10 protein-coding genes and 1 pseudogene are annotated in these 14,405 nt (G+C 64.5%); 1 reads left to right on the top strand and 10 read right to left on the bottom strand.

Annotated features, from left to right (window positions below; genetic code table 11):
- Positions 1-14: 14 nt before the first annotated feature.
- The 9 genes and pseudogenes from AC1D2G_RS10290 to AC1D2G_RS10250 form a co-directional block, all read right to left on the bottom strand.
- Positions 15-2,045, bottom strand: coding sequence for a dipeptide ABC transporter ATP-binding protein (locus AC1D2G_RS10290; protein WP_477413700.1), 2,031 nt, complete (start codon positions 2,043-2,045; stop codon positions 15-17).
- Complete coding sequence (locus AC1D2G_RS10285) at positions 2,038-2,916, bottom strand: ABC transporter permease (protein WP_477300686.1); 879 nt, start codon at positions 2,914-2,916, stop codon at positions 2,038-2,040. Before AC1D2G_RS10285 ends, AC1D2G_RS10290 begins: the two co-directional genes overlap by 8 nt.
- Complete coding sequence (locus tag AC1D2G_RS10280) at positions 2,913-3,866, bottom strand: ABC transporter permease (protein WP_477414104.1); 954 nt, start codon at positions 3,864-3,866, stop codon at positions 2,913-2,915. Before AC1D2G_RS10280 ends, AC1D2G_RS10285 begins: the two co-directional genes overlap by 4 nt.
- A gap of 12 nt (positions 3,867-3,878) precedes the next feature.
- The gene (locus AC1D2G_RS10275) at positions 3,879-6,230 is read right to left on the bottom strand and encodes a molybdopterin guanine dinucleotide-containing S/N-oxide reductase (protein ID WP_477413698.1); all 2,352 of its coding nucleotides are present in this window, start codon (positions 6,228-6,230) and stop codon (positions 3,879-3,881) included.
- Between the two features lie 134 nt (positions 6,231-6,364).
- Positions 6,365-8,027: pseudogene (locus AC1D2G_RS10270) on the bottom strand (ABC transporter substrate-binding protein).
- A 237-nt stretch (positions 8,028-8,264) separates the two neighbouring features.
- Complete coding sequence (locus AC1D2G_RS10265) at positions 8,265-9,449, bottom strand: mandelate racemase/muconate lactonizing enzyme family protein (protein WP_477413696.1); 1,185 nt, start codon at positions 9,447-9,449, stop codon at positions 8,265-8,267.
- 1 nt (position 9,450) lies between these two features.
- Positions 9,451-10,557: a mandelate racemase/muconate lactonizing enzyme family protein gene (locus tag AC1D2G_RS10260; protein WP_477413694.1), complete on the bottom strand. Its 1,107-nt coding sequence runs from the start codon at positions 10,555-10,557 to the stop codon at positions 9,451-9,453.
- A gap of 35 nt (positions 10,558-10,592) precedes the next feature.
- On the bottom strand, positions 10,593-11,285 hold the full coding sequence (locus AC1D2G_RS10255) for a GntR family transcriptional regulator (protein ID WP_477283824.1): 693 nt from the start codon (positions 11,283-11,285) through the stop codon (positions 10,593-10,595).
- Between the two features lie 120 nt (positions 11,286-11,405).
- A complete protein-coding gene (locus tag AC1D2G_RS10250; RefSeq protein ID WP_477413692.1) occupies positions 11,406-12,194 on the bottom strand; it encodes a HalD/BesD family halogenase in 789 nt (262 codons plus the stop codon).
- A 104-nt stretch (positions 12,195-12,298) separates the two neighbouring features.
- On the opposite strand from AC1D2G_RS10250, the gene AC1D2G_RS10245 reads away from it, so the two are divergent.
- Positions 12,299-13,231, top strand: a complete 933-nt coding sequence (locus AC1D2G_RS10245) for a LysR substrate-binding domain-containing protein (RefSeq protein ID WP_477413690.1) — start codon at positions 12,299-12,301, stop codon at positions 13,229-13,231.
- 21 nt (positions 13,232-13,252) lie between these two features.
- On the opposite strand, the gene AC1D2G_RS10240 is transcribed toward AC1D2G_RS10245, so the two are convergent.
- The gene (locus AC1D2G_RS10240) at positions 13,253-14,404 is read right to left on the bottom strand and encodes an efflux RND transporter periplasmic adaptor subunit (protein WP_477413688.1); all 1,152 of its coding nucleotides are present in this window, start codon (positions 14,402-14,404) and stop codon (positions 13,253-13,255) included.
- Position 14,405: the final 1 nt, after the last annotated feature.

Here is a 14,405-nt window from a genome sequence, read left to right as displayed (position 1 = left end):
CATGGCCATGCCCGCTACGCCGGTTCGGTCACCACGTCCTTCTGCAGCCGTGCCAGTTGCTCGTAGGGGATATGGCAGCGGATCGAGTGGCCGGGCTGCGCTTCGCTAAGCGGCGGTTCCTGCTGCTCGCAGATCGCACCGATCTTGCGCGGGCAGCGCGTGTGGAACACGCAGCCCGACGGCGGGTTGGTGGCGCTGGGGATTTCGCCGTCGAGGCGAATGCGCGCCGTCTCGGTCTGATCGAGCTTGGGCACGGCCGACAGCAGTGCTTCGGTATAGGGATGATGCGGACCGGAGAAGACGTCTTCCGACGGTCCGAGTTCCATGATCCGGCCGAGATAGAGCACGGCGATCTTGTCCGAGAGGTAACGCACCACGGCAAGGTCATGCGAGATGAAGATGTAGCTGACGTCTTCCTTCGACTGCAGGTCGGCGAGCAGGTTGAGGATCGCCGCCTGCACCGACACGTCGAGCGCCGAGGTCGGCTCGTCGCACACCACGATGCGCGGGTCGCCGGCGAAGGCGCGCGCAATGGCGACGCGCTGCTTCAGGCCGCCAGAGAGCTGGCGTGGCTTGACGGCAAGATGCCGGTCGGTCAACCGGACTGAACGGACAAGGTCGTTGAGCCGAGCTTCCAGCGCCTTGCCGCTCAAGCCTGCAAGCCGCTTCAGTGCGCGGCCGATCAGGTGCCGGATCGAGTGCGAGCGGTTGAGTGCCGAGTCCGGATTCTGGAAGACGATCTGCATCGCCTTGATCTGGTCGTCGCTGCGGTTTTCCAGCCGCGGCGCCAGCGCCTTGCCTTCGAGCACGATCGTGCCGCCGTCATCCGGCGGCACAAGGCCGAGCAGCAGCCTGGCGAAGGTCGTCTTGCCGCTGCCGGACTCGCCGACCAGCCCAAGCGTTTCGCCCGGGCGCAAATCGAGCGAAACGTCCTTCACGGCGCGCAGCGCGTGGCCATGGCTGGAATAGGTCTTGTTCAGCCCGGCGACGCGCAGCACCGGCACGGCCGCCGCCTTTGGTGCGGGCGCTACATCGCTCGGGGTTGCGCGCGGCAACGCCTGCGCCTTCTCGTGATAGAAGCAGCGCGACAGCCGGCCGCCCAGATCGTAGAGCGGCGGCAATTCGCTGCGGCAGCGGTCGTCGGCGAGCGCGCAGCGGTCGGCGAACGCACATCCCTTGATGTCGGCGCCGATGCCGGGCAGGAAGCCCGGAATGGTGTCGAGCCGACCCTGGTCCTTGCGCTGACCGCCGCGCGGCAGGCAGCGCAGCAGCGCGACGGTATAGGGATGGCGCGGATCGTTGAACACGACCTCGGTCGGTCCTTCCTCGACCAGCATGCCGGCATAGAGCACACCGACCCGGTCGCACATGTTGGAGACGACCGCGAGGTTGTGGCTGATGAACAGGATCGAGGCCGACAGTTCCTGCCTGAGCTGCGCGATCAGGTCGAGCACTTCGGCTTCCACCGTCGCATCGAGGCCGGTCGTCGGCTCGTCGAGGATCAGCATCGACGGATCGTTGGCCAGTGCCATGGCAATCGCCACGCGCTGCTGCATGCCGCCGGAAAGCTGGTGCGGGTAGCGCTGCATGACACTTGTCGGGTCGGAGATGCGCACCCGGTTCAGCATGGCGACAGCACGATCCTCGGCCGTCTTGCCTGTTATGCCGCCAAGTTCAAAAATCTCGGTCAGCTGGCGGCCGACGCGGATCGACGGGTTCAGCGCCTTGCCGGGATCCTGGTAGACCATGGAGACGCTTTCGGCCCGCGCCCGCCTGAGGGCCTCAGCATCCAGCTTCATGACGTCCTGGCCGTCGAGCGAGATCGCGCCGCCGGTGATCGAACCGTTTCGCGGCAGATAGCGCACGACGGTCAGCGCCACCGTGGATTTGCCGCACCCGGACTCGCCGACGAGCCCGTAGGCTTCGCCCTGGCCAATGTTGAGGCTGAGGTTGCGCAGCACCGCGCGGTTGCGGCCGGCGACGCGATAGGCAACCGACAGGTCTCTGAGTTCGAGCGCGTTTTCTGCTTTGGCGGATTTAGTCATTGAGCGCTCCGTGAACGCCGTCTGCCGCCAGGTTGACGCCAATCACCAGCGAGGCGATCGCCAGCGCGTCGAACAGCACCGTCCACCAGAAACCGCCGCCGATCATGCCGTAATTGTTGGAGATCGAGAGCCCCCAGTCGGGTGAGGGCGGCTGGATGCCGAAGCCCATGAAGGAGAGCGTGGCGACCGCGAAAATGGCATAGCCGAGCCGCACGGTGGTCTCGACCAGGATCGGCGGGATGACGTTGGGCAGGATCTCGACGAACATCGTATGCGCAGCACTTTCGTGCCTGAGCTGTGCGGCAGCGACATAATCGAGTTCGCGCTCGGCAAGCACCGCCGAGCGCACCGTGCGCGCGATGATCGGCGCGAAGCTAAGGCCAATGACGACGATGACCGTCGTCTTGGATGTGCCGAGCGCCACGATGGCCAACAGCGCGACGATGACCACCGGGATCGCCATGAAAGCTTCGAGGATGCGGCTGACGACATCGTCGACGAGGCCGCGAAAATAGCCGGTGATGAGGCCGAGTGCCGTGCCGGCCACGGTCGCCAGCAAGGTTGCCAGCGGGGCGACTGTCAGGATGTCGCGCGAGCCGACGATGACGCGCGAGAAGACGTCGCGGCCGATCTGGTCAGTGCCGAACCAGTGTTCGGCCGAAGGCGGCGCGAGCGCGTTGATGATGTCGTCGGCGAGCGGGTCGTAAGGCGCGAAATGCTCGCCGAACAGGGCGCAGGCGACCCAGAACATCACAATGGCGAAACCGGTCAGGAAGGTGCCGGAGCGCAGCAGCGAAAACAGCACCTCCGCCAGCGGGCCGCGCTTTCGCGTGTCGTCGGGAGTGGGGGAGGTGGTCTGGACAGCGCTCATTGATCTGACCCCAGCCGGATGCGCGGATTGAGCACGGAATAGAGGAAGTCGGCGACGAGCGTCGCCACGGCATAGACGATGCCGATGGTGAGAATTCCCGATTCCAGCATCGGGAAATCCTTGCCGCGCGCCGCGGTGAAGATCAGCGAGCCGATGCCCTGGTAGCGGAACAGCGTCTCGATCACGACGAGGCCGCCGATGAGATAGCCGGTCTGCGTCGCGATGACGGTGATGGTCGGCAACAGCGCGTTGCGCAGCACATGCCGCCAGATCACCGTGCGCCATGGCAGGCCCTTGAGCACGGCTGTTCGTGTGTAGTCGGAATCGAGCGCCTCTATCATGCCGGAACGCGCCATGCGGGCGATATAGCCGAACAGCACCAGGAACAGCTGCAGCGAAGGCAGGATCAGGTAATAGAGCTGGGTGAAAAAGCCGGCATTGCGCGGCCAGGCGGCCGATATCGGCAGCCAGCGCAGCCAGACGCCGAAAATCAGGATCAGGATGATGCCGGTGACGAATTCGGGCAGCACCGTCACCGACAGGCCGCCAAGGCTGATGATGCGGTCGAGCGGCCGGTTGAGATTGAGCGCGGCGATGACGCCGCCGAGGATGCCGATCGGCACCACCAGTACGAAGGCGACCGCCGCGAGTTTCATCGAATTGCCGAGCGCATCGATGACGAAGGGCGCGACGGGCGAGCGGAAGATGTAGGAGGTGCCCATGTCGCCCTGGACGAAGTTCGAGATCCAGCCCCAGTACTGCGCCAGCAGCGGGCGATCGACACCGAGCGTGTGGTTGAGCGCGTCGACGGCGCGCTGGTCGGCGAACGGGCCCAATATGGCGCGTCCGACATTGCCGGGCAGCACCTGGCCGCCCAGGAACACCATGATGCTGAGCAGGAACAGCGTCACCAGCGACAGCGAGACACGCCGGGCAAGGAAGGAGAGAATGGCATCGACTCCTTATGTAAGATCCAGCGGCCCAGGCATGCCGAACACGTCGGGTAAACTCACTGTGACAGGCGGATCGAATGCTGTCACCGGGGGAACGGCTCCGTCAAATCGCGACACTTCGACCAGCGTCGAATTGCAGGTCGGCGATTGGGCAAGGCGCGACGTCCCCCGATCGGGTGTCAGCACATTCGGATTGCCATGCTTTTCCAGACTGTTCGGCTGTCCGGGCGAGGAGGGGTCGAACCATGCACCGGTGGGCATCTGGACGACGCCCGGAATCAGGCCATCCGTCAGCACGGCGCCCGCGAGGCACGCACCGCGATCGTTGAAGACGCGCACGACCGTGCCGTCCAGGATGCCGCGCGCGGCGGCATCGGCAGGGTTGATCCACAGCGGCGCGCGGCCCGACACTTTGCCCGCCCGGCTCACCGAGCCATGATCGTACTGGCTGTGCAGCTTGTCCGCCGGCTGCGGGGACAGAAGATGCAGCGGGAACCGGCTGGCAAGCTCGCTGCCCAGCCATTCCCGCGGCTCGCGCCAGACAGCGTGACCCGGACAGTCGTCATAGCCGAAGGAATCTATTGTCGGCGAGAACAGCTCTATGCGGCCCGATGGCGTCGCCAGCCGATGCCGCTCGGGATCGGCGCGGAAGGAACCGAGCAAAGTCTGCGACGTCACCTGCCGGGCAAGGTCGGCGTAGCCGTCATGCCAGAAACGGTCGAAGGGTGGCATCTCGACCCCGGCCGCGTCCGCATTGTCCCTGGCTTGCTCGTAAAGCACCCGGATCCATTCGCTGGCTCCGCGCCCTTCGGTGAAGGCTTCGCTGGTGCCGAGCCGGGCCGACAGGTCTGCAAAGATCCGATAATCGTCGCGGGCTTCTCCAACCGGGTCGATCGCTTGCTTCATGGCGACGACGAGGTTTTCCCGGTTCGAAAAGGCGAGATCGTTTCGCTCCAGCGGTGTGGTGACTGGCAGCACGATGTCGGCATGGCGCGCCGTCGCCGTCCAGAAGGGCTCGTTGACGATGATCGTTTCAGGCCGGCGCCAAGCCTCGACCAGCCGGTTCAGGTCCTGGTGATGGTGGAACGGATTGCCGCCGGCCCAGTAGACGAGCCTGATGTCGGGGTAGACAAGCGCGGCGCCGTTGAAGTCGAACGAGCCGCGCGGATCGAGCAGCATGTCGGCCATCCGCGCGACCGGGATGAAATCCGGCACCTGGTTCCTGCCTTGCGGCACGGACGGCCACCGGAATCCCATCTCCGGTCTTCCGGCGCCATTTGTCGACGAATAGCCGAAGCCAAGGCCGCCGCCCGGCAATCCGATTTGGCCCAGCAGAGCGGCAAGCGTGATTGCCGCCCAATATGGCTGCTCGCCATGGTCGGCGCGCTGCAGCGACCAACTGACCATCAGCATGGTGCGTTTGGCGGCCATTTCCCTGGCCAGCGCGACAATCTTTTCTGTTCCCACGCCGCTCAGGGCAGCCGCCCATGCCGGGCTCTTCTCCTGGCCGTCTGTTTCTCCCAGGACGTAGGCCCGCACGACCTCGAAGCCGATGCAGTAGCGCGCCAGAAATGTCTCGTCATGACGGGCCTCGGTGATGAGGACATGGCATAGAGCCAGCATCAAGGCGGTGTCGCTGTTTGGCCGAAGCGGCAGCCATTCGGTCTCGACGTCGCGCGGTGCATCGTCGCGCACGGGCGAAACGCTGATCAGATGGGCGCCGTTGCCGACGGCGTTGCGTAAGGCCGCCGACGCTTCGTGACGTGCCGCGCCGCCCCCCTGTATCTGCGCATTGCGCCAGGGCAGGCCGCCAAAGGCGACGATCAACTCGCTATTCCGTTCGATCCCGTCCCAGGTGGAATGATTGCCCGTCAGGCCATCGGTCCCGCCAAGCACGTGCGGCAGGATGATCTCGGCAGCGCCATAGGAATAGCTGAGGACCGAGCTTGTATAGCCGCCGATCGTGTTGAGGAAACGGTGGACCTGGCTTTGGGCATGGTGGAATCGCCCCGCACTCGCCCATCCGTAGGACCCCGCATAGATCGCGGCATTCCCATGCTCAACGCGAATTCGGTCCAGTTCGGCCGCCACGATATCCAGTGCGGTTTCCCATGGGACTTCGACAAAGGGTTCGCTGCCGCGCCCGCCCTTGGCGCTGGATTTGTCCCCCTCCAGCCAGCCGCGCCTGATGGCGGGACGGGAGACGCGCAGGTCACCCTGTACCGTACCAAGCATGGACTTGCCGATCGGCGATGGATCGGGGTCGCCGCTCCATGGCTCGACGCCGACGAGCCTGCCGTTCTCGGCACGGACTTCGTAGGTCCCCCAATGCATGGTGGTAAGCAGGGTCTCGGACTCCATGGGACAATGATAAATCGCCCCGCAACGCGGGGTTTCGCGTCAGGCCGACGCGTAGCGCCTTGTCTCGGCCTGGCAGCGAAAGCGCCAGCCCCCGCAGGGGCTGGCAGTTGCGGGATGGGCTTGTCTGCCTCCGTTCAGGCCTTCGATGCCTTGTCTAGGAACAGCTGCGACATCGCGGTCGGCTGCACGCCGGCCACGCCTTTCGCCGTCGCTGTCAGATAGTCGTAGAAATAGCCGAAGATGACCGGCGTTTCCTCGAGCAGCAGGTTCTGGATCTTGCCTGCCGTCGCCTTCTGCGCCTCGAGGTCGAGTGCGGCGATATAGCTGGTCGCCAGCGTGTCGTAGTCCTTTCTTGAAATGCGCGGCGTTCCAAGTCCCGTCGCTCTTCAGCGGTGCTGCAAGATAGACATTCGGCACCCCGCGGTGGCCATAGTCGGTGATGCCCATCACCGAATCCAGCCAGTTCGACTTGCCGAACACCGCGTCTCCGTAATAGCCGCCCTGGTCGAGGATATTGAGCTCGAGCTCGATGCCGATCTCCTTGACCCAGTTCTGGATCAGCTGGGCGTATTCGGGGATTTCCAGGTAACGCTCGGTGGTCAGCGTCACCTTGAAGCCCTTGCCGGCGCCCGCCGCTTCCATCAGCTGCTTGGCCTGCGCGATATCCTGCTTGCGCTGCGGCACGCTCGCATCGGTTGACGGATAGGCCGGGGCGAACGGGCTGTCATTGCCTGGCGAAGCCCGGCCTTTCATCAGACCGGCAACCAGCTTGTCACGGTCGAGGCTGAGTGCGATGGCGCGGCGCACGCGCGGGTCCTTGAAGGGGTCGGAATCGCAACGCATATGCAGTTGCTGGTGAGCGACCGACTTCAGGCTGATGATGTCGACATTCGGGTCGTTGAGCAGCGCGACACCGGACAGCACCGGCAGCTGGTTGATGATGTCGACCTGTCCGCCCTGCAGTGCCAGGATTTGCGGCTGCGTGTCGGTAAAGAAGGTGAACTCGGTGCGCTCCGGCAACGCCTTCGTGCCCCAATAGTCTTCGTTGCGGACGAAGGAGGCGCCGACCTTTGCCGTGTATTTCTCGATCTTGAACGGCCCGGTGCCGTCGAAGCTCTTCTCGTAGTCGCCCTTGTAGCTCGCCGGGATGATGACGGCGTTGTAGTTGTCGGACGACAGCATGTAGGGGAAGTTGCCGTTCGGCGCGTCGAGGTGGAACTCCACCGTGTAGTCGTCGACCTTCTTGCTGGCGCCCTTCTGCAGGATGCCGTTGAACACCGACAGCGCGTTGGACGAGTTTGCCGGATCGGCGAGGCGGTCGATGCTGGCCACGACGTCATCGGCCTTCATCTCGCCGCCGCTGTGGAATTTCACGCCCTTGCGCAGCTTGAACGTCCACACCGTGCCGTTGTCGTTCGGCTTCCAGCTTTCGGCCAGCGCCGGCTGCAGCACCAGGTCGGGGCCGTCGACGCAGAGGAACTCGGCAACCTGCTGCATGACCAGGAGGCCGCCGGCGTCGGCAATGGTAACCGGGTCGATCGTTGCCGCCGGCACGCTGCTGGCGACTCGGATGGTGGCGCCGGGCGCGCCCTGGGCGCGAGCCAGCGATGGCATGCCGCCGAGGCCGGCTGCCGCGCCGATGCGGCCCAGCAGCGGCAGCGACAGGCCGAGCAGGCTGCCGTGACGGATGAAGTCGCGGCGGCTGACCCTGCCGTCGACGAGGCCATCGATCAGGTGATTTTCAAGCGGCGAGCGATTGCGCCGGATCAGGTCGAGAATGTGATAATTCTTGCTCATGGGTTTTTACCCTTTCCCCTATGTTCTTATGGCTGACGAATTTTGCGGATAGCTCCATTTTCCGGCCGCCAGAATAGCCCGTGACCGGGACTGTAGCATGCGATCTTGTCCGGTCCATCCAGTCCTTGGCGTGGATGCGCCGGATTCCTGGCTGCACTGCTTTCACCCGTCTTTGTCCAATCTTCCCGACCGAAGTCGCGGCGGTTGGCTTCTCGTTTCTTGGTCGCCTGCCGTCATCTAGTTCAGCGGCAAACGGCGATAGGTTCCGGGCTTTGCCGGGTCATGATACTTGTTGCACGGTCCTTTCTCGATAAAGTCTCTGTGACAGGCAGCGAGGTTTTCCCGTGACAACGTGACGCCGAGACCGGGGCCTTCGGGAACGCGCACGACGTTGTTCTTCGGCGAAAACGGCCCTTCCTCGGTGACATCCATCGGCAGCATGCGAAACAGCGACTGGTTAGGCTCCCTGATCCAGCCCAGCGCCGCGCACAGATGCAGATAGGCCGCGCTGCCGATGCCGCTGTCGCCGCTGTAGCACCAGAAGTCGATGCCGGCATGCTCGCAGGCGCCGACGAAACGCAGCATGCGTCCGATGCCTCCATGCGTCGTCGGGTTGCCGACGAAAGCGTCCGGCACCTTCATGTCCATCGCGCGTGCAATGTCGATGTTGTGGGTCGAGAACGGGATCGAGCAGTGGCGCCGCAGTTCGCGCATCTCCTCGATCGTCGCCACCGGATCCTCCCAATTGCGCACGCCCAGCTCCTCCAGCGGCCGCGCCAGGCGACGCGCCGTCGCCAGCGAATAGGCCTGGTTGGAATCGATACGGATCATCGCATCGTCGCCAAGTCGTTCGCGGATCAGCTCGACCATTCTCAGCGAGACTTTTGGATCCTGCGTCGAGAACTTGCCTTCGAAGAAGGTTGTCCCATGCGTCTCGTGCAGCTCGACGCAATAGTCGGCGACCTCTTCCGGCGTCGTCTCGCCCTTGACCTTCAGCCCGTCGCCGCGCAGCGAAAAATAGTCGGTGAACGGGATGTCCTTGCGCACGGCGCCGCCGAGCAACTGGTAGAGCGGCTGGTTCCACGCCTTGCCGCGCAGGTCCCAGAACGCCATCTCGATGGCACCGAAGGCCATGATGCGGGTGCGGTCATTGATCGACTGCACGCCAGTCCAGTAGGGCAGGCAGACATTCTCGGCGCCGGCGATGTCGAAGGCATCGCGGCCGACGAGGCGCGGCGCCAGGACATCATTGATGATCGCGGCGGCCGCCGGCGTCGGCGCCTCGCCGAGGCCGATCAGCCCATCCTCGGTCTCGACCTCGACGATGGTCGGCGAGAACCCATCGAGTTCGCCGAACACCCAGGCGTAGGGCGCCTCGAGGCGCAGGTTGATCGGCGTGGCCTTAATGCCGCGGATTTTCATCTCAGCCGCCGATTTCGAAGAACGGCGCCCCGAGCAGGTCGGGAACCACGTCGATGCCGAGGCCGGGTCCATCCGGAACGCCCATGCGGCTGCCGGTGACAGGCGGCTTGTTCGACGCCGTGCGCACCGTCACCCATTCGTGGAAGGCGATGGCGTGCAGGCGGCGTTCCTCCGGCGTCGACAGCGACAGATGCGCCATCGCCGCGGTGTCGATCTCGGCGCCGCCAGTGTCCTCGACGGTGATCATGAAGCCGAGGTCGACGGCGAGATCGCGGATCTGCCGCGTCTTCGTCACGCCGCCAAGCCGCGAGATCTTCAACGTCAGCCCGTCGGCGGCACCCTTGCGATGGATATCGAGCATGTCGTCCAGCGAGGCGACGGATTCGTCGAGCACCATTGGCTTGTCGAGCGAGCGGCGCACCGACATGCATTCGTCGATGGTCGTGCAGGGCTGCTCGAACGTGTAATCGATGGCCCGCGTCGCGTCGGCGAACTGGCGCGCCTGGTAGGGGGTCCAGCCGGCATTGGCATCGCAGAAGATCACTGTGCCTTTCGGCACCGAAGCGGCGACCGCCGTCACACGCTCGATGTCGTCATGGACATTGCCGCCGACCTTGACCTGGAGCCGGTGGAAGCCGTCCTTTACGATGCGCTTGGCCAGCGCCGCCATGGCCTCGACGCTGCCGTGGGTGACGACCTTGTAGAGCTCCGCCGTCTCGCTCTCCCGGCCGCCGAGCAGCGTCACCAGCGGCACATCGGCGGCGCGCGCCGCCAGATCCCAGCAGGCCATGTCGAGCGCCGACTTGATGTAGGGATGGCCCTTGAACACCGTATCCATCAGCCGGCCGATGCCGGCCAGCCCGCGCGGATCGTGGCCGATGAGATGCGGCGCGATCTCGACCACGCCGGCACGCACGCCGGCCGCGAAGGCGGGCGAGTAGAAATTGCCGAGCGGCGCCATCTCGCCCCAGCCGGTGATCCCGCTATCCGAGGTGATGGCGACGATCACCGCGTCGAAGGCATCGGCAACGCGTCCTTTCGACATGCGGTAAGGCCCGTCCACGAAGGGCTGCACGACATGGTAGGCTTTGATGGTTTCGATCTGCACGTGTCTGTCCATTGTCTGCGGTGGTGAGGAACGGGTCAGGCGCCTTTCGACGGGCGCTGTTCGAGATCGCGCGCGTAGGAAAGAAGCTCCTCGAAATCGAGGTCGATATGCTCGCGGGCATGGCGCTGGGCAGCGCGCATGTCGGCCCCTTTGAGCAGCGACACATAGGTCTCGTGAACGTCTTCAGCCGGCACCGCTTCGTTGCGGGCCTGTTGGTGCAGGGCGAAATACATCTGCAACCGGCTGGTCAGCCGCTGCCAGGTTTCCAGCAGCACAGAATTGTCGGCCCATTCGTAGATCAGGCCATGCAGTTGCAGCGCCGTTTCAATCTGGCGGGTGGTGTCGCGGTTGCGGGTCGCCTGTTTCACCGCCTCGTGGCGCTGGTCAAGCTCATCGAAGAAACGCTGGTCGCGCAACGGCCAGGTGCGCTCGATGGCGAATTCGTCGAGCACCTTGTTGAGCGAATAGGCATCGTCGATGTCCTTGGCGGTGACGTCGACGACGAAAGTGCCGGCATAGGGAATGCTGGTCAGGATGCCTTCCTGCACCAGCTCGCGCATCGCCTCGCGCAGTGGCGCGCGGCTGACCCGCATCTGTTCGGAGATCCGGAGCTCGTTGAGTTTCTGGCCCGGTTCCAGCTGGCCGGTCAGGATCGCGCGCCGCAGCAGCGCGACGATCTCGGCGCGCCGCGTCGTATCCGCGATCGGACTGAAATCCACTTTCGCCATTCGGCCACTCCCAAGGAAACCGAGAGCAAGACAAGCAGATTGTCGACAATCTAACAAGAGGTCATTTTCGGATTCTTGGGGACCGCTTGGGGGACCGCTGGCATGTCTGCCTCTTCGGCCTCAGGCCGCGCGACCGTAGAAGCCGACCCGTTCCTCGGCGCTGAACATCACGCCGGGCTTCTCGTAGTAGGAGAACACCGCGATCATGCGCTCGCGTTCGCCTTCGACGGTGGTGACGCGATGCGCGGTGTTCTTGCCACGAAAGACGTTGAGCGTGCCGGGCTTCATGCGCAGGATCTTGGCTTCACGGTCGCGCCCTTCGAGCAGCCTGGCGACGCCGTCATAGTTCGGATTGTCGTCCGACCGCAGGTCCGTGCGGTATTCGAGGTCGCCGCCGCGTTGCGACTGCTGCAGCAGGAGGGTTGTGGTGAATTCCGAACGGTCGAAATGCCAGTTGAGCGCCTCGCCGGCGCGATAGGCCATGACATTGGTGCGCGCCAGTGGGTCCTGCATGACATGCAGCCTGGTCTTGCCCATCGCCGCCGCCAGGAAGCGCAGCAGCGGTTCGTATTCGTAAATGGCGAGCACGACGCTGCCGGGGATCTGGTCGGCGCAAACGGTGTGGCTGATGGTCTCGACCTTGCGCAATGCCGGATGGTCAGGCGCAAGCTCGGGAATGTCAGGCTTGAAATAGATGTTGTGCATCCGCTTGTGCACATGCGAGCGCGCAGCCATGACAGGCTGGATTTCCCCCACCGCCTTTTCAGCGACGCCGGGCCGTAAGAACCCCTCGAGGTTGAACATGCCGTCGGCTTCCAGTGCCGCGATGGATTGGTCGACGAGGCGCTGCCATTCGGCGCTGCCTTCGCGGTCGAGCGGATAGCGGTCGAGATCGAGGATGTCTTTCATGGTCGTGGGCTCCGAGTTTCCGAGCCTATGAGATGGCAAAAAAATCTTTCTCTCAACGCGCAAAATAATTAGGATTGGACAAGAAAAACTTTTGGAGGATCGATGTGGAACGGCTGCCTCCGCTGAATGCGATCAAGGCCTTCGAGGTCGCGGCGCGCGCCGGCAGCTTTACCCTGGCTGCGACCGAGCTTGGCGTGTCGTCGGCGGCGGTGAGCCAGCAGATACGCAATCTCGAAACCTGGTTCGGCAAGCAGTTGTTCGTGCGCAGCGGCAACCGCATTGCGCTGACCGACGCCGGCCACGCCATCTATCCGCAAACCGCGCGGGCGCTGGGCGACATAGCGGCGATCGGCCGGCGCATGCTGGAAGGCGGCTTGCGGACGCGCCTTGTCGTCAGCGTGCCGTTTTCGCTGGCCGAACTGTGGCTGGCCCCGAAGCTCGCCGTGCTTCTCGATACCTTTCCGCAGATGGCGATCGATGTCCGGGTCGAGGACGATCCGGTCGACCTGATGCGCCAGAACATCGACCTGCGCATCAGCTACGGTGACTATCACTATCCCGGATTGAAGCTCGTCCGGCTTGTCCATGATGATGTCTTGCCGGTCTGCGCGCCCGAATTCTGGCACCGGCACGGCAATGGCGATCCGGGTCTGGCGGACCTGCATGAAAGCCTGTTCATCCACACCAATTGGGGGCCGAACTATGCCTCTCACCCGACCTGGGCCGATTGGTTCGCGGCATCCGGCGGCAGTCGCTCGCCCGACCCGTCGCATGGGCGGCGCGTCGGCCTGTCCAGCCTGGCAATCACCTCGGCGAGGCTGGGTCTCGGCATTGCGCTTGGTCAGCAGGTCATGGCGCGCGCCGATCTGGAGGCGGGCCGCTTGATCGCGCTGTCACCCGTCTCGGTCCGCCTCGGGCATCCCTACTGCGCGTTCATGCCGCCGGCCAAGGCTGATCGTGCCGATGTCGCGGGCCTGGTGGAGCTGCTCACGAAAGCGGCGCCCGCGACCTATGGGAAGGTCGGGGCGCCGCGCTGAGGCCGGACCTGACGGGGGTGTTCAGGTGGCCGGCTTTTCCGGCAGCGGAGAAATCGGCATTCCGGGTCCGATCTTCTGCAGATTGCCTGTTATCACCTGATCGCCTTCGGCCACGCCGGTCAGGATCGCCACCTGACTGCCGCTGGTCGGGCCAAGCGAAACCAGCCGCTGGTCGACCGTGTTGCCCTTGCCGACGACGTAGAGATATTTGCCGAGCTGGCTCGAGCCCAGCGCCGTCTGCGGCACCATCAGCGCATCGGCCTGCTCCTTCACATGCAGCCGGACGCGTACATATTGGCCCGGCAGCAGCGTGAACTTGCCGTTGCCGATCGTCGCCCGCGCCGTGATGGTGCCGGTCGAACGGTCCACCGTATTGTCGATGAAGGTGAGTTCGCCCTTCTGGCTGGCCTCGGTCTCGCCGGGAAGCAGGACCTCGACCTCGATCGGACCGGCCGCGCGAGCCTGCTCGATCTCAGCCAGGTCCGTCTCGCTCGGATTGAAGGTGACGTAGATCGGATCGAGCTGCACCAACGTGTTGAGCACGGTGCCGGCAACGCTGACCAGCGTTCCGACCGAGGCCTGGTTGCGACCCAGGCGTCCGGCAAACGGCGCGCGGATTTCGGCATAGCTCAAATTGAGCTCGGCCGTGCGGACCGCCGCCTGGTTGAGCGCCAGCGACGCCTGTGCTTCGCGCAAGGTGCTGGTGCGCTGGTCGAACCCGTCCTTGGCGAGATAGCCGCTCTTCGCAAGTTCGGTGCCGCGTCCGAGATTGGACTGGGCATAGTCGAGCGTTGCGGTATCGCGCTGCACCTGCGCCTTCGCCTGGTCTAGAGCCGCCTGGAAGTCATCAGGCGAGATCTTGTAGAGCAGATCGCCCTGGCGGACGTCGACACCGTCTGCAGCGGCCTGCTCCTGCAGATAGCCCGGAATCCTGGCCTGCAAGGTGATGTTGCGGATCGGCTCCGTCCGCGCGGCGTAGTCGAGGTAGATCGGGATCGTCTTCTTGACGACGCTGACCACCGGCACCGGCATGACGAACGCCGCCGGGGCGGGCGCCGCACCAGCGGTGCCGGCATTGAGGCTGACGTTGCCCATGTCGAGCAGATGGACGCTGGCCACCGAGATCGCTCCCAGCGCGACAGCCGTTCCCAACGCGATTTTCCATTTACGCATG

It is taken from the genome of Mesorhizobium sp. P2_C7 (genome assembly GCF_056404515.1).
The sequence above is the reverse complement of the archived record's forward strand: the minus strand, read 5'-3'. Positions and strand labels throughout refer to the sequence as shown.

Bases quoted from the DNA above. Each gene is read 5' to 3' on its own strand.
- AC1D2G_RS10290 (WP_477413700.1), bottom strand. From the start codon at position 2,045: ATGACTAAATCCGCCAAAGCAGAAAACGCGCTCGAACTCAGAGACCTG.
- AC1D2G_RS10285 (WP_477300686.1), bottom strand. From the start codon at position 2,916: ATGAGCGCTGTCCAGACCACCTCCCCCACTCCCGACGACACGCGAAAG.
- AC1D2G_RS10275 (WP_477413698.1), bottom strand. From the start codon at position 6,230: ATGGAGTCCGAGACCCTGCTTACCACCATGCATTGGGGGACCTACGAA.
- AC1D2G_RS10265 (WP_477413696.1), bottom strand. From the start codon at position 9,449: ATGAAAATCCGCGGCATTAAGGCCACGCCGATCAACCTGCGCCTCGAG.
- AC1D2G_RS10255 (WP_477283824.1), bottom strand. From the start codon at position 11,285: ATGGCGAAAGTGGATTTCAGTCCGATCGCGGATACGACGCGGCGCGCC.
- AC1D2G_RS10250 (WP_477413692.1), bottom strand. From the start codon at position 12,194: ATGAAAGACATCCTCGATCTCGACCGCTATCCGCTCGACCGCGAAGGC.
- AC1D2G_RS10240 (WP_477413688.1), bottom strand. From the start codon at position 14,404: ATGCGTAAATGGAAAATCGCGTTGGGAACGGCTGTCGCGCTGGGAGCG.